This is a genomic window from Brucella cytisi (genome assembly GCF_038433355.1).
GTDB lineage: Bacteria > Pseudomonadota > Alphaproteobacteria > Rhizobiales > Rhizobiaceae > Brucella > Brucella cytisi.
The window spans coordinates 138702-158317 of sequence record NZ_JBCAUP010000006.1 but is presented as its reverse complement, the minus strand read 5'-3'; the positions used below and the strand labels follow the sequence as shown (position 1 = coordinate 158317).

Below are 19616 nucleotides of genomic sequence, written 5' to 3'. Positions count from 1 at the left end.
AGATACCCATCTGTCAGCCGTTTATAATAAAGCTCATGACAAGGGGGGACTGGAATGGAGCATTTCTGGTCCAACTAAGTAGAGTCGAAAAGACGACCTTCACCCTGCAACTGGCGAAGAGGGGCAGAGAATTTCGCAACAAACCCTTCGGTTCCATAGTCAGCGTCAACCTCACCGGCGCCTAACAGTCCCATTTTTATGAGCTTGGAGCCAAACCCGGTCTTAGTTGGCGCGATAACAGGTGGCCCACCAAATTCAGCCCAACGCAACGAGAAAACTGCATCATCCTGTTTTTTTGACACAGCTACTTCTAACAGCACATGACCCTCATTGTTTGAAAGAGCGCCATATTTGATCGCATTGGTGGTCAGTTCGTGGATTAGAAGCGATAGCGTTGAAGCTCCTTTAGGGCCGATCAGCACATCCGGTCCGCTTATCTGTACGCGATCCGCCACCGCCAGCGCGTTTGTTATTCCGCTCACAATCTGACGAAGAGAACCTTCGGAGCTTTTGCCCAATCGTAACACATCGTGTGCATTTCCGAGTGCAAACAGGCGTCTGGTAAAGGTGTTGATCACTTCTTCATCAGCATTGTTATTGAAAGTCTGACCTGCAATCGCCGCTACTATGCTAAAGGTATTTTTGATCCGATGAGCGAGTTCGGCATTCAGTATGCGAGCATGTTTTTCCGCTTCAACCTTTGCCGTGGTCTCGATGACAGTATCCATCATGCCGGCTATTTGTCCCCGTTCATTATAAATCGGACTGTAGCAGAAGGTAAAATAACATTGCTCTGGGTATCCGTGCCGATCGATGATCAAGGGAAAGTCTTCAATAAAGATGGCTTCACCCGCATAGGTCTTCTGGACCATTGGTTGAATTTCATCCCAAGCCTCGGCCCAAATATCGCGGAAAGAAGCTCCCAAACAGTTCTCTTTCTCACCGAGAATCTGCCGGAAGGCATCGTTATAAATCGTGGTGAATTCCGGTCCCCAGATAATGGCCTTTGGGAAATGCGAAGCCAGCATCATCTGAACCGCAGTTATCAGAGAAGTGGGCCAGTTTTCTGGCTTTCCGATTGGATTGCTGTTCCAATCCAACATCCGGATTTCATCGGCCGACTGTCCACGCGCATGCAAGAAAAGCACTGCACTATCCATAAAATTTTTCCATACCGGTATGCGGAAGATTCAAGGGCGACCAAGAAAAAATCTATTGGATTCAAGTCGTAAATGCCAGACGAATGTTATTCGTGAAAAGCCATAAAACAAAAAAGCGGCCTCGCGGAGCTGCCTTTCTATGTGAGAACTCGTGAGCTACAACCTTCGATTGATCAGTTATACCGCAGGCAAGAGGTCTCACCTCCAGTCTTAATGAAAAGCAGCCATTTCAACGTGCAACGTTCAGCGTCGCTGAGCTCCGGCGCTGCTAGCCGGATAGCCCCAGCGGCGTTGATCTCCGAAGCAAGTTTTCCAGTCAGCCAGTGTTCAGGGATAGCGGGATGTATATAAGACCTCCGGCATACCTCTCTTGTATTGCCGAGCAGGTGCGCAACCTTATCGATTTCGCTATTAAGCCTCTGCTTTTGCGCCCTGTCACTCTCAGGCAAATCGAGGCAGCGTAACAACTCAAGGGCAGTTGCCGTTGCAGCCCATGTCCGGAAATGCTTCGACGTGAAATCGGACCGCATGGCCATTCGCAGATAGTCATTTATATCCTGTGAGGAAACGGGACAGCGATCACCCGCCTCGTCAATATATTGAAACAACTGTTGCCCAGGCAGTTCCTGGATGGAGCGTACGATACGGGCAATTCGTTTATCGGAAAGCTTGAGAGTCCACATTTTTCCCGATTTTCCAGTAAAGACGAGCCGCAATCCGCTACCATCATCCCGCAAATGCCGATTGCGAAGCGTAGTGACCCCAAAGCTCTTGTTGTCGCGTGCATAATCTGGATTTCCGACCCGCAGCAATAGTCGATCCATTAGCCAGATGACGGTCGCAACGACCTTTTCACGACAGAGCGAGCGTCGCTGCATATCAGCATCAAGTGCTTTACGCAGTCGGCTAAGTGCACGGGCGAAGTCTGGCAGATTTGAGAATTTGGTTTCCTCCTGCATCGCCATCCACGCGGGGTGATAACGATACTGCTTCCTTCCGCGCGTATCACGCCCGGTTGCCTGTATATGTCCGCGCTGATCGCAACATATCCAGACATCGCTCCAAGCAGGCGGAATGGCAAGCTTAGCAATCCTGTTTCGATCTGCGACGGAAATCGCCTTTTTGTCAAACTGGACATAACGGAAACCGGCTCCGCAACGCTGGCGTCTAATTCCCGGCGCGGTATCGCTGACATGGAGCAGCTTGTCCTGAGCAGCTTCGTTTTCAAGCGACGGTACGGCGGAATACTTTTTAAGCAATTGGCAACTCCAGTTGTACTTTCCTTGCCGAATAACCACTACAAACCGCGACAGGTTCCCAGGCTGAACAAATCTGATCGGGAACTATCGGGCTTCAAACAGGTTATCCTGTTCTTTCCGGAGGATCAGCTCGTGCCCCACAGTTTCTGGAAAGGCTATCTCAAACTCTCGCTCGTCACCTGTGCAGTGGAGCTGACACCTGCGACCAGCGAAAACGAGAAGGTGCGCTTCCACACCCTGAATGCCGAGACCGGCAACCGGGTGATCAGCCGATATGTGGATTCCGTTACGCAAAAGCCTGTACGAGATGACGATGAGGTCAAAGGGTTCGAGAAAGACGACGGCAGCTATATCATACTTGAAGAGGATGAGCTGGAAGCTGTGGCACTCGAGAGCACCAGAACTATAGACATCGACAAATTTGTACCGCGCGACAGCATTGGCTGGATCTGGTACGACAAACCGCACTATCTCGCGCCTTCCGACAAGGTAGGTCAGGAAGCCTTTTCCGTCATTCGGGAGGCAATGTATAAAAGCGCAGTCTTCGGTCTGGCCCGCCTCGTCATGTACCGGCGCGAAAGAGCAGTGCTTCTTGAGCCAAGCGGGCGCGGGATTATCCTGTGGACGCTGCGCTTCGGCGATGAGGTGCGGAAAGCGACCGACTATTTTCCAGATACTGAGGAAGACAAACCGGACACGAAGCTTCTTTCCATGGTCCGCAGACTCATCAAGGGTAAGACAGAAGATTGGAATCCCGATTTTCTTCAGGACCCAATGCAGAAGAACCTTCAGTCGATGATCGCTGCAAAGAAGAAAAAGAAACCGGCAACAGGGTCGAAGCCGCGCAAGACGGCACCAGAAACCGAAGACAATGTTATCAACATCATGGATGCCCTACGAAAAAGCCTCGCCGGTGAAAACAAAAAAAAATGATGTGAAGAGCGCTGCTTATTTCTTCAGCTTGGGCAGCGGTGTTTCCGCGCTGCTAAACTCCTGCCAAGGATCATTATTCAATGCAGCCAGCCGGGTCGGCGTGTTGAGAATAGTAAAATGGGTGGGGCCTATTGCTGGCGTCACTTCTTCCCACGCAAGTGGCATGGAAACTGCAGCTCCAGGACGTGCTCGCGGCGAATAGGGTGCTACAGCAGTCATGCCGCGCTGGTTGCGTAGATAGTCGATAAGAATTTTGCCTTTGCGCTTGGCCTTGGAAATAGTCGAGACATAGCGATCAGGGCTGTCCGCAGCCATCTGATCGGCAATAGCCTTGGTAAAGCTCTTGAGGGCGTCCCAGTCGGCCTTCGGTTTCAATGGCGCGACCACATGCAGCCCCTTGCCGCCAGACGTTTTAACAAACGTCGTCAATCCGAGTTTTTCCAGACGTTCCTTAGTCTCGGTCGCAGCTTCGATCACGTGTGGCCAGGGAACCCCCTCACCCGGATCGAGGTCCATGGTCAACATGTCCGGCAGTTCCCAGTTTTTAAGCGTAGAACCCCAGGGGTGAATTTCCAGCGTCGCAGCTTGCACCAGACCGATCAGTCCGTCAAACTCCCGAATACTGATGTAAGGTTCTTCTTCCTTGTTCTTTGGGTCCTCAACCTCGACAATATGCTTATTCAGCCCTTTCCATGCATGTTTTTGGAAAAAGTGTTCTCCGTCGATGCCAGTCGGGCAGCGCACCAATGCCAGGGGGCGGTTGACGATAAAAGGTTCGATGCGAGGCCAGACATCGGCGTAATAATCGGCAAGCCCCTGTTTTGTGACACCCTCACCCGGCCAGTAAATCCGGTCGGGATGTGTGAGCTTCACGTCGATTTGATCTGGAGCGTTGCCGGAAACACGAGCTGACATGGTTTGCGTCTCCCATATGATGTCCTTGGCAGCTTTATCGTCGCGCAATCCTCTGAAAGAAGCGTGACGCAAACGTTTGTCAGCCGTCCAGGCGCCAAATTCGATTTCTGCTACCAGTTGGGGCGTGACGAACCTGATGCCGCGTTTTTCATCTGCGGTCAGTGGTACGGCGAATGGACTCTCTTCCAGCCGCATGGCCTGCAGCCGTTTGTAAAGTTCTTTTGCAATCCTGACCGAAAAGCCCGTTCCCACCCGGCCCACGGGAACCAGCCCCGTTTTATCCTGTACACCCAGGAGGAGCGAACCGACTGCCGCTCGCGTTGCCGACGAAGGAACATAGCCTGCAATGACGAATTCCTGTCGTCCAATGCATTTCGACTTGCGCCAAGCGTTGCTTCGACCGCTTCTATAAGATGCGTCTCTGAGCTTCGATACAATGCCTTCAAGACCGAGCCCGCATGCATTCTTCAGTACCGTAGCCCCATCCGCATCAAATGCCTCACTGAAGCGAAGAGTTGACGATGATCCAGAGATCAGTTTTTCAAGCAACCTCTTGCGCTCAGCCAGAGGTGTCTGGCGCAGGTCTTTGCCGTCAACATACAGAAGATCAAAGAGATAGTAGACGAACCGATCCGAACGCCCCTCGCTCAAATCCTCCTGCAAAGCTGAAAAATCAGATAGTCCCGACTGGTTTTCGACCACGACCTCACCATCGTAGATGGCTTCATTCACGCCAGTACCAACAAGATCGTCGACAATCAGCTGCCCGAATTTTCCGGTCCAATCCAGTCCCCCGCGCGAATAAAGGTTGACCGTGCCCCCTGCAATATGAGCCTGAATGCGATAACCGTCGAACTTGATCTCGTGGAGCCAGAGGTCTCCATCTGGAGCGGCTGATACGAGTGTAGCAAGCTCAGGCTTGACGAAACCCGGCATCGCCCGCTTCCTCGCATTTCTGATCTTTGCCCCCCTGCGCGCTTCTTGAACGGCCGCCTCCTTATGGATGGGACCGGTCTTCGATGACCAGCCTGGCGCTTCGTCTTCCACATCAGCGATCGTACGACCAGTTTTTACAGAATTCGGCTTCTCTTCAAGAATGTCGGGCTCATCAGGACCTCCCCTGGCGAACTCGTCCTCTCCCTTGATGAGGAGCCAATTTTCTCGCTTCTCGCCTGGTTTTCCGTGCATACGAACCAAATGCCAGCGGCCTTTGAGTTTTTCTCCATCAAGCTCAAACTCGAGATGTCCTTTTTTGTATTGCTTATGTGGGTCGCCAATGGATTTCCACCGCCCTGTATCCCAGACGATAACTGTACCTCCCCCATATTCGCCTTTCGGGATCGTGCCTTCAAAGCCCCCATATTCAAGGGGATGGTCCTCCACATGAACCGCAAGCCGCTTTTCACCAGGAACAAGGCTTGGACCTCGCGTCACGGCCCAGCTTTTCAGCACGCCATCCATTTCAAGGCGAAAATCATAATGCAATCTTCTGGCATCGTGTTTTTGCACGACGAAGAGATCACCTTTCATTCGTGAGGATTTACCGCGTGGTTCCTTGGTCCGCGTAAAATCGCGTTTCCTACGATAGGTTTCGAGTGGCTGTCCCATGATCAGCCTGCCTTTTTTCCAGACTTTGTTCCAGAGGCCGCCCCGAACTTGGTTTTGCCTTTTGTTGCTTTGGTCGGGGCCTGCCTGGCCCGGCCCAGACTCACGCTCTTGCGAAGAGCCTCCTTGAGATCGATGACCTCGGCAGTCTTCCGCACGACCGGCTTCTTGAATGGTCTCCCCTCAATCTTCGCCTTTATCAAACTTGCCAGTGCTGCATCGTACCGGTCATCGAAGGCTGCGGGGTCGAAACTGCCCATCTTGGTGTCGATAATATGCTTCGCGAGGTCGAGCATTTCCTGATCGAACTTGAAAGTGCCCACGTCGGCAAATGCCTCCGCTGCCGCTCGAACCTCATATTCGAAATTGAGCGTCGTGGCTATCAGACCATCATCGTCGGCACGGATCAGAACCTGTCGCGCGCGGCGGAAAAGGACAGTCTCGGCGATTGCGGCTACCTTTTCAGATTTCATACCCTCACGAACGAGCACGAAACTATCGCTATCTCCAACCGGGGCAAGATAATATGGCCGGTCGAGATAGACATCGTCGATCTCGGCGCATTTGACAAATCGGGTGACATTCAGCGTCTTGTCACTTTCGGGAATGGCCGAAGCGATTTCCTCTTCATTGAAACTCAAATAGGTGCCGGACGACACTTCATAACCCTTGACCTGGTTTTCGCGCGGCACCGGTTTGCCCGTGTCGCTGTCAACGAATTCCCGGTTGAGGCGGTTTCCGGTCTTGCGATTAATCAGATGGAATGACACACGATCAGACGTTGATGCCGCCGTAAACAACGCGACGGGGCACAAAAGCTGATCAATTTTCAACTGGCCTTTCCAATTTGCACGGGGTGCCATCGATTTGTCCTTGCTTCCGTTAAGTTCGATCTTCGCCCGCGCTGGTACCCCCCGTACGCTTTAGATAATGTGCATATGCGAAGCCGCTTATGAGAAGCACGGGCAGCCCAATCAAAACAATCCAAAACAACAATTCACCCATTTCGCGCTCCTCTATGTTGGTCATAGATTTGTTGCCTGAGACAAACTCAAGGGACGCGGCAATTGTTCCGATATTGATTAGCCAAGTGTAATCGTAAATGTTCGATCCATAATGAAAATTGGAGAATCCACGTTTTTGCCGAAGCAAACTAAGCATATCGAACAGACCCAACTTTCCAAAAGCGATGGAACTGATCTTTTTGCAGATACCGCCGGTGGGTTTCATCGACGCTACGCTTTTTTAGTTCCAATACTCTGCCCCAAGGGCGACGCTGAACTGCGATGCGCTGGTATTCACATGCTCCCCAAAAGGGTCGTTACGCCTACATTGCTGTCAACGTCCGCGAAGGAGTAGGAAGCGGAATATCCGCTTTGTTGTACTAGTTGGCTGAAAAGAGGAAATCTCAACGTGTGAGGCGCTACAATGCGGCCAGTGCACCATTCGACCTCCTTGAAATCGTTGTGATAAATTGGTTCAATGAAACGTCGTTCCAGAACAGGTTTTCGGTCCGGCAACGTCAACGATCATCAAGGCTCTATGGTGCTTTGATTGGCAAAATCTAGCTCCTCACGTCGTCCTGACATTCATTCTAGAGACCAACAAAACCTCATCGTGACGTTTGCATAAGAAACCCTGATTCTTCAAAAAACCGCTTAGTTTTTCCCGCCTTCCCCTGAGTATCAACCTACCTAGGACGGGATGCGCCTGCGATCAGTACGATAACGCAGCCCATTATCCTACGAGCGCAGGACTACTCGTTCGCCTGACCGTGTCTGTGCAATCACAGACATATCCGGCTCGCTCCCGATTACTACTTTGATCTGATTCTTGTCCATGAGGCTGAACGCAGTCGCCCAGGCATCAGCTCGTGCTGCATCGCGGGCTACTACGGTCACCCGGCGATAAAGTGCCGCTGAAAATCCGGTTTTTGGGTTGAGCAAATGGTTAAACCGTCCGGACTCCTCGAACTGAAATCCAGTGAAACTGGATGTTGCGAGCGCCTGATTGCGGATATCAACATACTCTTCGGCAGCAGCTCGGGCTTCCAGATCGGCGATGCCAATGCGCCATGACGTGCCGTCAGGTCTTGAACCGAGAGCGCGATACTCCCCCATATCGACCAACGCATGTTCGGCTCCTGCCGTTTGCAACAATGCCGTCACGCGGTCGGTGACGTAGCCCTGCGCAATACCGTTTAAAGTCAGAGACATAGATGACTTGGTGAAAGCAATACGGTTATCATCGAATAGAACATAACCGAACCCTACCCTTGCAAGCGCTTCGTCCCAAAGCTGTCGCGACGGCCCGTCAGGAGAAGAATGCTCTTGCGAAAAATGCTTCTTCAGACAGTTCCAAAGGGGCTGTACTGTCGGATCGAAAAGGCCATCGCTGGCCTGCCAGCATTTATGGCAGATCCGCAAGACCTCGACCAGATCAGGCGAAGGCGATGCCAACGCCCCATTGCGATTAAGTTTGGCGAGTTCTGATTCTGCGCGATAAAGGCTGAAGATATTCTCCAGCCTTTCCGCTTCTAGAGCAGATTCACGTAGCAACCGTTCAGCGGTCGGACGATCAGAATGATAGAGTATGATCTTCGCAGGCGCTCCCATCGCTTGGCCGCGCCAGATGATAGACTCAGGAAGCTCGAGTGAAGCTGCCTGTTTTGGAATTGCGCAGAGCATTACTCCAGCCGCACCGCCCGCAAGCACAAGCCGGCGACTGACACGCCGTCCACCTTCAATGCGCATGGCTTTCGGCTCCAACGTCGGTGGTCCGTACTGACTGACCGCCGAGAACGTAATCCTCCGGTATTTCGGTGAACGTTCTAATACGGCCGCCCTTTTCCGCAACGAACTTCTCCGCTGCTTCTCGTGTCGAAAACGGTACGGCCTCCTGTGCCCCCATTCCGCCTACAGCAGCGCTTTCAATCACGAAAAAGGCTTTGCGCGCATCGACCCAGTTTTCCGCTCCCGGCTCTTCCCAGCTTGGCGCTTTCGCCATGTCCGAAACGTAGATCGCTGCGATCCCCTTCGGCTCCTCCGGCAACATTGTAAAGGCGAGTGTATCGCGGGCGGAAGAGAACCATACCGCCTCATTTGCCGGTTCGAGAATGATCTGGCCCTTGGGACCAGGATGTTCCAGAACATTCATCCCGCAATAGCGGCCCATCGCGCTTTCTGTCAGCGCGAAAGGAGCAATGACGACATCTTGCTTTTCATCCGGAGAACATCCGGCAAGCAGAACAAGAAACAGGGGAGCAAGAAACAGAGTGCGTTTCATAATTCTTTCCTCGAGAAAACCAGCATGGAAAGGGACAGCGGCAGCAAGACCCAGAGGCCGAGCGCCAGCGTCAGAGCTGGAGCCGAGAGTGTAGCGTTACCGGCTATACCACCCATACCAGTCAGCGATCCGGCATGGCCGAGACCGAAATTGAGAAGCCGGTAGGAATCGGCCGGGTTGAGAAGAAGCAGACCGTTGAGTACACCACCGCCAACAATACGGCCCTGATCGAAAACCAGCAGAGCAAGAAGTGCTGCATCATAGATCAGCACGAAGAACAGCCAGACGCCGATGGCGATACCTGCTGCCGTGCTCCGCTCCCGCACCAGCGTACTTGCGAGAAAGCCGATGGCGATGAACACGGCTCCCAGCAGGACCGACGAGATAATGAGTTTGAACAGCGACAGCCAGCTTCCAGCATCCACGCCGGACCCGGTCACAATCAGCGCCACAGCCGCCACGCCGTACCCGAACAATGTCGCGAAGGCCAGAATGGCAAGCTGGCCGATGAATTTGCCAAGAACCAGCTGAAACCGGCTTATCGGATAGCTTAGAAGCAGCAACATCGTACCGCGTTCCATTTCACCGACGACCGCGTCATGCGAAATGAGAAGGGCAATGAGAGGAATGAGGAAGATGGTCAGGCTGGAGAGGCTGACGATCACAACGTCCAACTTGCTCGCGGCAACCGAACTGCCGGTGGGAGCACTGCCGAGAAAAGTCATACTCAGTGCTAATGCCGCAAGCAATAACGTGGTCGCCAGAACCCAGCGATTGCGCAAGCCTTCCTGAATTTCCTTGGAAGCGATTATGAGAATATTGTTCATTCCGCTGCCTCCGCAAGGGCCGCTTCTCCGGCATTCAGAAAATGGGCGTAAAGTTCGTCCAGCGTCGGCGGAACGAGATCAAATTCTGTGAGATTGTCGTTCATGGCTACGATTTCGCGAACAAGAGCCATCTTGCCTTCCGTCGGAGCTTCCGTTTCGAAAATATCCAGGCCGAGACGATGCCAGCGCAATGCAGCATTGGCGGCTGTCGAAGGCAGCCGAGAGACATCGGGCGTCTGCACCCGTATGCGAAGCGGCAATTGTGAAATCCGACGCAATGCATCAATGGAGCCATCGGCAATGATCTTGCCCTTGTTCGCGATGATGACGCGCCCGACCTTGGTTTCCAGTTCGGTCAAGGCATGGGACGACATGAGGATTGTCGTGCCTTTGCTCCGCAATTCTTCAAGGACTTCATAGAAGCTCTGGCGCAAGGCGGGATCGAGACCGGTCGTCGGCTCGTCAAGCAACAGAACGGATGGCTGCCCAAGCAATGCCTGAGCAAGCCCCAGTCGTTGGCGCATCCCTTTCGAATAGGTGCCGACCCGCCTGTTCGCAGCATGGGCAAGGCCGACGTGCTCCAGCAGCTCCACATTTTGGGCAACTGGCATTCTCTTGAGCCGCGCATAGAAGCCGAGCGTTTCTGCTCCAGTCAGCGCCAGATTGAAAGAGACGTGCTCAGGCAGATAGCCAAGCCGCAATCTGGCGGCAAAGGCACCGGTCGCTGGGTCCTCGCCTAACACGCGAACCGCGCCCTTGGTTGGACGGATCAGCCCGAGCATGAGCTTTATTATCGTTGTTTTTCCAGCACCATTATGGCCGACCAGTGCAATGTTTTCTCCAGCGTGGAGGCTGAAACTCGCATCGCTGATGGCGTTGAACCCGCCATAGGACTTTGTGACCTGATCAAGAATGACAGTCTCAGTCATTTGGTTTTCCTTTCACCGGATCGGCCGGATGCGGCGGCTTCATAAGGGGATGGCTATCGATGACACCGCCCGGCAGAAGCGCTGGAAACTGGGTCTGTGCCCAGCGGATAGTCTCGATTGCCGGACTATTGATGAGAATTTTTGCTTGTGGCGCAGTCCACAAAACCTTGTCGATCAGATCATTGGGTCGGTAAGGGCTGTCTGCGATACCGTCGCCGTTTAGATCGAAAGCAGGGTTGTCGCTCCAGTAATTGCCACGTCCATTGACCGACCAGTCGAGGTTGCGCGTGCCGACATATTTCACCTGATTGCGGTTGTTGATGAAGGCGTTGCCGCTCATGGCATTGCCCTCGGAACCGGCAGTAAAGTGAATGCCTATGCTGCAGTTCTCGAAACTGTTTTCAGTGAACTTGTTCTTGTTGGCATTGTAAATGAAGACGCATTTTTCCGGACCGAGCCGCGAGGTTTCGCCCGTCTGCGTTTCCGTCTGGTCCTCCGCAGGAAGGCCGTGTTCAGCTTTCTGGACACCGGCATCAAGCCAGCGATCTATCGGTTGCCTGCGCCCGATCACGCGATTGCCGGAAATGACCGAACTGTTTGCATAATTGAGCAACAAGCCATGATCCCGGTCGCCGTCAGACAGATTGTCCAGCACCTTGAGACGGTTGGTGTACATGATCGCGAAACCGACCGAATTGTTGCGCGAAACATTGCCGATGACCTGGCTGTCATCCGTGTACATGTAATGAACGGCGAACCTGACATCCTCCATCACATTGTCGCGGAATATATTCTTACGACTGGCATTGGTATAGATGCCGTCGCGTCCGTAGCGAATGACGTTGCCGATAACCTGTGCGCCGAGGGCATTCCATATTGAAACTCCACTGCCGGTTTGCGCCATGCGCACGCCTCGGCGGCCAATGATCTCATTGCCGCTTGCGATGGAATTCGCAGCGCCGTGCAAATAAATCCCGTAGAGATTATCGATAAGGCGATTGTTCTCAACGCGTGCGCCCGTGGCGGTTTTTGCCACGAAAATCCCGGAATTGAGGTCGGGCATGTTTTCGCCCGAGCCACGCACTTCCAGCCCACGCACGATCGCGTCCGGCGCGTTGACCGTTATGGCATTGCCCGAGCCAAGTCCGTCTACAACGGCACCTGGCTCGCCACTCAGTTCAATGGCGCGGTCGATCGTGACCGCGCCATTGTGCTTACCTTTCAGAAGCCGGACGACATCGCCCGGCTCCGCCTTGTCGATGGCCGCCTGTACGCCTTCGCCTGCCACGACATCGATCTGCCGTGCCTGCAAGCCGTCGCACAGAACGACGGTCAGCAGCATTGCGGCGCTCAAGGACTGAAACCGGCGGGGGAACCTCATGGCAGTCAGGCCTTCTTCGGTTCCACGAGCATCCGGCCCTTCATTTCCATGTGCATGGCATGGCAGAACCACGAGCAGTAATACCACCACACACCTGGCTTGTTGGCCGTGAAGGTGACAGACGCAGTCGCCTGCGGCCCGATCTCCATGTTGACCCCGTAATTGATGATGGCGAAGCCGTGCGTAAGATCTTCGATCTCGTCGATATTGGTGACACACACCGTCACCTCATCGCCCTGCTGGACAGTGAACTCGGTGAGACCGAAGGCTGGCGCGGCAGACGTCATATAAACGCGCACCTTATTGCCATCCCGGATCACTTCATTGGCGTCCATCAGGTCGAGACCATCGGCCTTTGCCTGAGTGACAGCGTCGGCGAAAAACGGATCCTCACGGTTCCAAAAGTTGACGGGATTGATCTTCGAGCGATGAACAATCGTTGCATCGTGCGGTTCGGCAAAACTTGGCCCGTCATGGACAATCACCATCTTCTCACCTGAAATGTCGATGAGCTGGTCATTTTCGGGCTTGAGCGGCCCGACATTGAGATAGCGATCCTTGGAGAACTTGTTGAGCGAGACCAGCCACTGACCGTCAGCTTCCTTGGTTTGCCCCATGGAAGTGTGGTTGTGACCCGGTTGATAATGCACGTCGAGCTTCTGACGGATCGGATCGACCTTTTCACCCTTGAAGGCACGCTTGGCGTCCTCAATGTTCCATTTGCATATCTGGCTGTCGATGAAGAGCGTTGTATAGGCGTTGCCCTTACCGTCATAAGCCGTATGCAATGGTCCAAGTCCGAGTTCGGGTTCCGCAACCACAGCATCGCGGGGCTTGATCTTGTCGTCGAAAAGTTCGTCGAACTTGCGAACGTCGAACACGGTAACGGTCGGCGACAGCTTGCCATTGGCAACCACATGAATACCGTCTGGCGCGGTGTTGATGCCATGCGGGCTGTTCGGCACAGGAATATAACGGGTATATTTGGAACCGTGACGTCCATCGATAACCGGCACACCGTTGATTTCCTTGAAATCACCCTTGGCAACGGCCTCTTCGATACGCTTCAGGTTGAAGATGACGATCCAGTCCTGTTCGCTCGACATCATTTCGGCGAGCGTCGTACCTTCCTCGGAATTGTAGCAGGTGGCAAAAGCGTATTTGCCCTGATAATCGCAGTCGACATTGTCGAGATTACCATCGACCATGATCTGCCAGGCAACCTTCATGGTCTCGCCGTCAACGGCCGTGAAGATTGCATGATATTGCTTGGTGTCCGTCAGATTGCTGCCGTCATTCGGGATCGGCGCACGGTCTTCACCGTTGCAGAAGACATACCCGGTTTTCGGATATTTCTGCACTCGCAAGCCATGCACAGTGTGCTGGTTCGGAAGCTGAATGATCTTGTCGCATTTCATCACATCGAGACGGATGCGGCAGACACGTGTATTGGCCTTGTCGTTGGCGTAGAGATAACGCCCGTCATAGGTGCCTTCCGTGAAGGACGGGTGCGGGTGGTGCAGGTCACCATTCAGGAAAATGCCGCCACGATCCTTGAGGAACTCTTGATCCTGCGGCAGAAGGCCTTCGGTCAGCACCTTAAGGCTTTCATTTGTCTGGCCCCAGCCGGTAGCGCTGTCGCGGTTAAACACCGGAATGCGCATCAATTCGCGCATCGATGGCAAGCCGACAATACGGACCTCACCACTCTGCCCGCTGGAAAAGAAGACGTAATATTCGTCCAGTTCTCCGGGCTTTACCTCTGCACTGTGGCCAGCACCACCGGCAGCAGCCATTGCCGGTTCAGTTGAACCTGCAAACAGCGCCCCACCAAGACCGCTTGCACCGGCAGCAGCCACAAAAGCCGACGTGCCGAGCAGCTGTCTTCGACTAAGCTGCGTTTTCTTGGTTTCTTCAGACATGCTTCTCTCCTTTAGAAAAGTCAGGCAGCAGGACCGGTATCGGCAGCGCCTTCAACCGGTTTCCCTTTGACTGAGATGACGGGTCTGGCCGGTCCACCGCCACGTTCGGCAGCCGCTGCGAGGGGGGCATTGCGAGCTGCGAATTTTTCACGCTTCACGCGCACCTGAATCATGTGCGGGCAGCGCTGGTCGTCGTGATAGAGTTCCTGACAATGCATGCAGTAAATGCATTCATTGACGTTGATCTGCCCCTCCGGATGGATCGCCTCGACCGGGCATTCCTTTGCGCAACGGTGGCAGGGCGAACCGCATTCCGGCCAGCGCTTCAGCCATTCGAACATCCGGATTCGTCCGGGAATGGCGAGAGCTGCACCAAGCGGGCACAGATAGCGGCAGTAGAAACGCTCGATGAACAGGCCCGCGGTCAGAAGTGTCAGGGCATAAATGACGAACGGCCACTCACGTGCAAATTTGAGAATTATCGAGGTCTTGAACGGCTCGACTTCCGCAAACACTTCCGCCAGCGCAACCGAATAAAGCGACAACCCAAACAGGCCGAGGAAGATCATATATTTGAGAGGCCAGAGCCGCTCGTGCAGTCCCCATGGCAGCTTGACTTGCGGTACCTTCAGCCATTGGGCGAGATTGTTGGCGAGTTCCTGCAGGGCGCCAAACGGGCACAGCCAGCCGCAGAAGGGTCCACGGCCCCAGAACAACAGCCCCGCCGCCACCGATGCCCACAGAATGAAGATCAAAGGCGAAGTCAGGAAGAACTCCCAGTTGAAGCCGGTAATCAGGGAATTAGTGAAGGTCAGGACGTTGACGACCGACAATTGTGCATTGTTGTAGAAGCCAAGCCAGACGAGGATGAACAGGAGATAGCTACGCCGCAGCCAGGTGAAGAGGCGCGGATGCCTGACCAGACTGTTCTGGAAGAAGAAAATACCGACAAGAACCGTGATGGCAAAAGCGGTGATGACCACATTAATACGATTCATCTCCCACATGCGGACCCAGAGCGGATTGCCCTCGCCCAGAATGTCGGCAGCATTTGCTTCGCCGACCGGCTGCGGCTGACGCGGTGCATCGGCAGTTGATGTAGAAGGCTTGGCCGGAGCCGGTTCCGGTTGCTTCGCCAGATATTTATCCGGCAAACTATAACCGAGATCATAGCTGACGTTGGCCTTGTCGCGAGCGCCAAAGCCGCGCTGCACCAGAAGCTGCAAATCCCACGGTTCCGTCACGTCGAAGGCAAATCCGTCCGGCACCTCGAACAGTGCTATCTCGCGCAGACGCGGTGCGCCATCGGCCATGATGTCGCCAATACGGGTATGGTTCTTGTCGCGGAAACGTACGCCCTGTCCACCCTGCATCAACTCGATGCGGTCAAAGATACCGCCGCGCACATATCCAGAGCCCTTGAAAGAATAGGCTCCGTCGCCCGCAACCAGGATCGCCTGGCGCCCCGGCTTCAACCGCTTTTGCAGACGCTCGAAGCCATCCTTACCAAGCAGGCTAATGCCGATCGACGGCACCGAGACTGGCGCAACATAAAGCTCGATAAATTCGTCTTCAGGATCGGTTGTTTCAGGGTTTTCGGCAGCGCGATCGTGCTTTGCGTCACGGAACGCCTGTGTTACATCACCAACCGACAGTTTCAGGCCGCGGACCGAACCGTCACCGATCAGTGCCTGCCAGTCCTGCTCATCACGGACCTCCAGATTAACCGTACGCTGCGCATCGGCTGCAGCAGCCTGCACAGGCGCGTTGCCGAGACGCCCGCTGCGGACAAGCCCAACGGCCGAGCGAACGACGCTGTCTCCCATGACGAGCACAGTAACCGTGGCACCGCTGACGATCTCCACCTGCGGAGGTTTGCTCTGGCCAGCAGCAACAGCGCTCATGTTGCTGTCTACCAGCGAGTTCAGCGCAGCCACGACTTTAGCTTCGGGAATGCCTATCAGCACGATCGGCTCTTTGTGGTCGACCAGTTTTATGCCGCGTATGACGCCTTTGGTATCAATGCCGACGACGATATGGATAGGCTTGCCGGAATAACCGATGGAACTGGTGAAATCAGAATTCAAGTAAGCATAACCGATCACCTCGCCCCGCTTCATCAGTGGTGCGATTGGCGGCTCGCCCTGTGGCTTGCCGATAGCATCGGCCTCTTTAAAGAGCGCGTTTGCTTCCACCTTGGGAAGGTATTTTTCCAGATCAGCTGCGGATGCCGTGGGCTGCCAGCAGAGCGTCAGAACCATCGCCGCCAACGAGACGATCCTGACGGCTTCTAGTAAAAATGAAAATGACTGATTGACACTTGGAAAACCCTGCTCCGGCAGTCGGAAAGCTGGAGCGACCACACGGCCCAATATTGCTATTTTCACGTCCAACCTGCATTTGCTCTGCTATTATTTGCGAGCATGTCTTTCGGTTGGAAACTATCGGATCAGACAAAGAGTTCATTGATTTGGAACAAATACAATAAGAAATCGCCCAACAACACGACAACCAGAAATCCAAACGGACGAACGCCGGTTTGCCTGGCATATCAAACCAATGTTGGGGAAGATGGCGGTCACTGACGTCGGTACAGGTATCGTCAAGCGCATGCCCCATGACATCAAGGTCGGCAAGATGAAGGCGATTGCCAAAACAACGAAATAAGGACACACAGTCATTACAAGCAATGCCAGAAGTGCAGCGAGTCCCCCGTCATGGACAAGATGAGGCGGACTTAGCATCCGAACGCACCTTTCTAAAATCTTGCAATATATATCTAAGGTATCTCACCGCGCAGATGGCTCGACAGGAAGCCCAGATTGTCCTGCCCCCAATAAACTTCATTTTCATAGATATAGGTTGGAAATCCGAATACGCCCTTTTCGGCGGCGATCTCGCGATCACTTCGCCATTTTTTCTGGACGTCTTCGTCCTGCTCCCGTGACAAAAGATAGGCACCGTTGAAGCCTGTGGCGTCAGCCACTGCACGGCGGACACTCGGTTGCCCTATGTCCTTCGCTTCCTCCCATAATGCCTGTTGCAGCGCTCGCGCCAGCTGCAACCAGTTTTCCCCGTCAAGATAAGCAGCTATGACCAGAAAGGAAGCGGACGTCGGGTCGCCAATCGCCGGGCGATTTTCCACCAGCAAAGGTTTACCGCGAAACTTCGCCCACCGTTTCAGGTCACGCGCGCCATAGGCACGGCGCGCATCGGGACGGTTTCTGGCGAATATTCCGCCATTCTCCTCGATTATGGTCGCCAGATGAGGCTTGATTTCAACCAGATGCCTTGAGGACAGCTCTTCCAGCGTATCCAGCCCGAGATATGACCACGGCGATCCAATGGAGAAGAAATATTCGACAGTTTTTGGCACTTTCGATCCTTCAGTTGCAGGGAAATAATGTCCGGCTCAGTTGAACTTCGGCAGTCCCGGCGGATTTGTTTCGGAGCGGGGAAGCGCTTCTTCCTCCAACTGCCAGCGCTCGAGAATTCTGGAATAGGTTCCATCCTCAATCAGACCATTGGTAGCTACCGTCAGCGCAGCGGCCAGGCCGCTCCCCTTGCGGGTTGTGATCGCGACATCGGAACGATCAGGCCAACCTGCACTCAGTGTTCCGACCCGCTTGATGTTCTTGTCGCGCGCTGCAATGAAAACGAGCTGGGCGTGGGGTTGCACGATCACGTCTGCGCGTCCCGACCTGAGCGCGAGCAGGCTGGCTGCCTCATCGTCATAATATTGAAGATCGATAGGCTTCAGACCCGCCGCCACGTTCTCCTCGCTCCATTTGACGAGAATGCGCTCCTGATTTGTCCCTGCGCCGACGATGATGCGCAAACCGGCAGCATCCTTCGGTTCCTTAATGGAAGTAACCGGACTGTCCGACTTGACAAAGAACCCGTGCAGGCCCTGCCGATAAGTCGAAAAGTCGAATTTTTCCTTGCGTTCCTCGGTCACGCCAACGTTCGAAATGACGGCATCATACTTGCCGGAAGCCAGCCCCAGCGGCCAGTCGATCCACGCCACTGGAACGAGCTCCAGCTGCAGGCCCAGACTTTCAGCGACCGCAGAAGCATATTCCGGATCGGCGCCGACGACCGTTCGCGCATCAGTGGCATAAGTCGCCAGAGGCGGGCCACCGGGAGCCACCGCCACGGTAAATTTACCCGGCACAACAAATTTGAAGTCGGCAGGAATGGCTGTCGCAGCCGTCTCATTCTTCTTCGTATGAATACGGCCCGGTTGCTCTGGAGAGAGGTCGAAACCGTCCCCGGCCACGACCGTCAGAACCGGAAATATCATCCATGCAAGGGCCGCGATCAACAGAGCTCCTGCTCTCATGTAAATTTTCTCCAGTATCACAGGAATATGCGGGTCAGTTCGCGTCCACTCAAACCGGCCCGCCCCCTCACCTTTCAACTCACGAACCGCTCTTCGGCAATCCCTGCGGATTGGTTTTGGCTTCGGTGATTGCCTCCGGTCCAAGATTCCAGGTTTCCAGAACTTTCTGATATGCCCCGCTTGCGATCAGATCGTTGAGAACATCGGTCAACGGCTGGGCAAGGCCACTTCCCTTGCGCGTCGTGACGGCGATTTCAGCCGTAATCGGCCAGCCCCCACTCACAGTACCGACGAGCTTCGTCTTGCCGTTAATGCCCGCAGAGTAAGCTTGCGTCGCATTCACGCTGAAAACAGCGTCGGCGCGTCCGCTCTGGACGGCAAGATCCTTGACCGCATCATCATCGTAATACTGCACCTCAACGGCTTTCAGACCAGCAGCCACGTTCTGGCGGTCCCATTCCAGCAGGATTTTCTCCTGATTGGTGCCCGCATCTGTTATGATTTTGAGGCCAGCAATATCTTTCGGAGATTTGATCTCTTCGATCTTACTGTCGGACTTCACATAGAAGCCCAGCTCATCCTTGCGATAAGTGGAGAAATCGAATTTCTCCTTGCGTTCTTCCGTTACCGTCACATTCGAAATCACTGCATCGAACTTGCCAGAGGAAAGCCCCAACGGCCAGTCGGCCCATGCGACAGAAACCAGTTCCAGCTTGAGGCCCAGACTATCGGCGATGATTTGCGCCAGATCGACGTCGTAACCGATGACGGTCTTGGAATCCGACGCATAGTCATGCAACGGCAGATGTCCGCTGGTGCTGATGCCGATGGTCAAAACGCCGTCCTTGACGAACTTGAAGTCCTTGATCTCCTCGACACGCTTGTCGATCTTCTCGACGCGCAGCCGGTTCGGCTGTTCCGGGCTGAGATCGAATTTCCCCTCGCTGCGCGCAACACCGGAACCAAACAGCCCGATCGCGATAATCCCGGCGGTCCAGTAGCCCGCCTTTCTGATAAATGTCATTTCCCATCTCCTTGTTGTGTCAGTTCTTCCAGCG

At 54.1% G+C, this 19616-nt stretch carries 16 protein-coding genes; 1 reads left to right on the top strand and 15 read right to left on the bottom strand.

Annotated elements, in window-relative coordinates; all coding sequences use genetic code 11:
* Window positions 1–74: 74 nt before the first annotated feature.
* Together AAE521_RS08295 and AAE521_RS08290 are read right to left on the bottom strand one after the other, a co-directional pair.
* Window positions 75–1160 (bottom strand): sensor histidine kinase, encoded by a 1086-nt coding sequence (locus tag AAE521_RS08295; RefSeq protein ID WP_071630664.1) that lies wholly within the window; start codon window positions 1158–1160, stop codon window positions 75–77.
* 173 nt (window positions 1161–1333) lie between these two features.
* Window positions 1334–2458 (bottom strand): DNA topoisomerase IB, encoded by a 1125-nt coding sequence (locus AAE521_RS08290; protein WP_342061039.1) that lies wholly within the window; start codon window positions 2456–2458, stop codon window positions 1334–1336.
* A gap of 93 nt (window positions 2459–2551) precedes the next feature.
* On the opposite strand from AAE521_RS08290, the gene ku (AAE521_RS08285) reads away from it, so the two are divergent.
* Window positions 2552–3352 carry a non-homologous end joining protein Ku gene (ku, locus tag AAE521_RS08285; RefSeq protein ID WP_342061038.1) on the top strand — a complete coding sequence of 267 codons (801 nt, stop codon included), beginning with the start codon at window positions 2552–2554 and terminating at the stop codon, window positions 3350–3352.
* Window positions 3353–3367: 15 nt separating this feature from the next.
* Here ku (AAE521_RS08285) and ligD read toward each other — a convergent pair whose 3' ends face one another.
* The 13 genes from ligD to AAE521_RS08220 all read right to left on the bottom strand — a co-directional run bounded on the left by ligD (window position 3368) and on the right by AAE521_RS08220 (window position 19582).
* On the bottom strand, window positions 3368–5875 hold the full coding sequence (gene ligD / locus AAE521_RS08280) for a DNA ligase D (RefSeq protein WP_342061037.1): 2508 nt from the start codon (window positions 5873–5875) through the stop codon (window positions 3368–3370).
* 2 nt (window positions 5876–5877) lie between these two features.
* Window positions 5878–6735 carry a non-homologous end joining protein Ku gene (ku, locus tag AAE521_RS08275; RefSeq protein ID WP_342061036.1) on the bottom strand — a complete coding sequence of 286 codons (858 nt, stop codon included), beginning with the start codon at window positions 6733–6735 and terminating at the stop codon, window positions 5878–5880.
* 19 nt (window positions 6736–6754) lie between these two features.
* Window positions 6755–7102 (bottom strand): hypothetical protein, encoded by a 348-nt coding sequence (locus tag AAE521_RS08270; protein ID WP_071630668.1) that lies wholly within the window; start codon window positions 7100–7102, stop codon window positions 6755–6757.
* A gap of 512 nt (window positions 7103–7614) precedes the next feature.
* Window positions 7615–8625 carry an FAD:protein FMN transferase gene (locus AAE521_RS08265; RefSeq protein WP_374864442.1) on the bottom strand — a complete coding sequence of 337 codons (1011 nt, stop codon included), beginning with the start codon at window positions 8623–8625 and terminating at the stop codon, window positions 7615–7617.
* Complete coding sequence (locus AAE521_RS08260) at window positions 8615–9157, bottom strand: nitrous oxide reductase accessory protein NosL (RefSeq protein ID WP_342061035.1); 543 nt, start codon at window positions 9155–9157, stop codon at window positions 8615–8617. The genes AAE521_RS08265 and AAE521_RS08260 overlap by 11 nt, the downstream gene beginning before the upstream one ends.
* Window positions 9154–9984, bottom strand: coding sequence for an ABC transporter permease subunit (locus AAE521_RS08255; protein WP_342061034.1), 831 nt, complete (start codon window positions 9982–9984; stop codon window positions 9154–9156). The genes AAE521_RS08260 and AAE521_RS08255 overlap by 4 nt, the downstream gene beginning before the upstream one ends.
* Window positions 9981–10913 (bottom strand): ABC transporter ATP-binding protein, encoded by a 933-nt coding sequence (locus AAE521_RS08250; protein ID WP_342061033.1) that lies wholly within the window; start codon window positions 10911–10913, stop codon window positions 9981–9983. Before AAE521_RS08250 ends, AAE521_RS08255 begins: the two co-directional genes overlap by 4 nt.
* Window positions 10906–12294 (bottom strand): nitrous oxide reductase family maturation protein NosD, encoded by a 1389-nt coding sequence (locus AAE521_RS08245; protein ID WP_342061032.1) that lies wholly within the window; start codon window positions 12292–12294, stop codon window positions 10906–10908. Before AAE521_RS08245 ends, AAE521_RS08250 begins: the two co-directional genes overlap by 8 nt.
* A gap of 5 nt (window positions 12295–12299) precedes the next feature.
* The gene (gene nosZ / locus AAE521_RS08240) at window positions 12300–14216 is read right to left on the bottom strand and encodes a TAT-dependent nitrous-oxide reductase (protein WP_342061031.1); all 1917 of its coding nucleotides are present in this window, start codon (window positions 14214–14216) and stop codon (window positions 12300–12302) included.
* A 20-nt stretch (window positions 14217–14236) separates the two neighbouring features.
* Window positions 14237–16477 carry a 4Fe-4S binding protein gene (locus tag AAE521_RS08235; protein WP_342061114.1) on the bottom strand — a complete coding sequence of 747 codons (2241 nt, stop codon included), beginning with the start codon at window positions 16475–16477 and terminating at the stop codon, window positions 14237–14239.
* 518 nt (window positions 16478–16995) lie between these two features.
* Window positions 16996–17592, bottom strand: a complete 597-nt coding sequence (locus AAE521_RS08230) for a 2-hydroxychromene-2-carboxylate isomerase (RefSeq protein ID WP_071630675.1) — start codon at window positions 17590–17592, stop codon at window positions 16996–16998.
* Between the two features lie 36 nt (window positions 17593–17628).
* Window positions 17629–18558 (bottom strand): ABC transporter substrate-binding protein, encoded by a 930-nt coding sequence (locus AAE521_RS08225; RefSeq protein ID WP_342061030.1) that lies wholly within the window; start codon window positions 18556–18558, stop codon window positions 17629–17631.
* Window positions 18559–18637: 79 nt separating this feature from the next.
* The gene (locus AAE521_RS08220; RefSeq protein WP_342061029.1) at window positions 18638–19582 is read right to left on the bottom strand and encodes an ABC transporter substrate-binding protein; all 945 of its coding nucleotides are present in this window, start codon (window positions 19580–19582) and stop codon (window positions 18638–18640) included.
* Window positions 19583–19616: the final 34 nt, after the last annotated feature.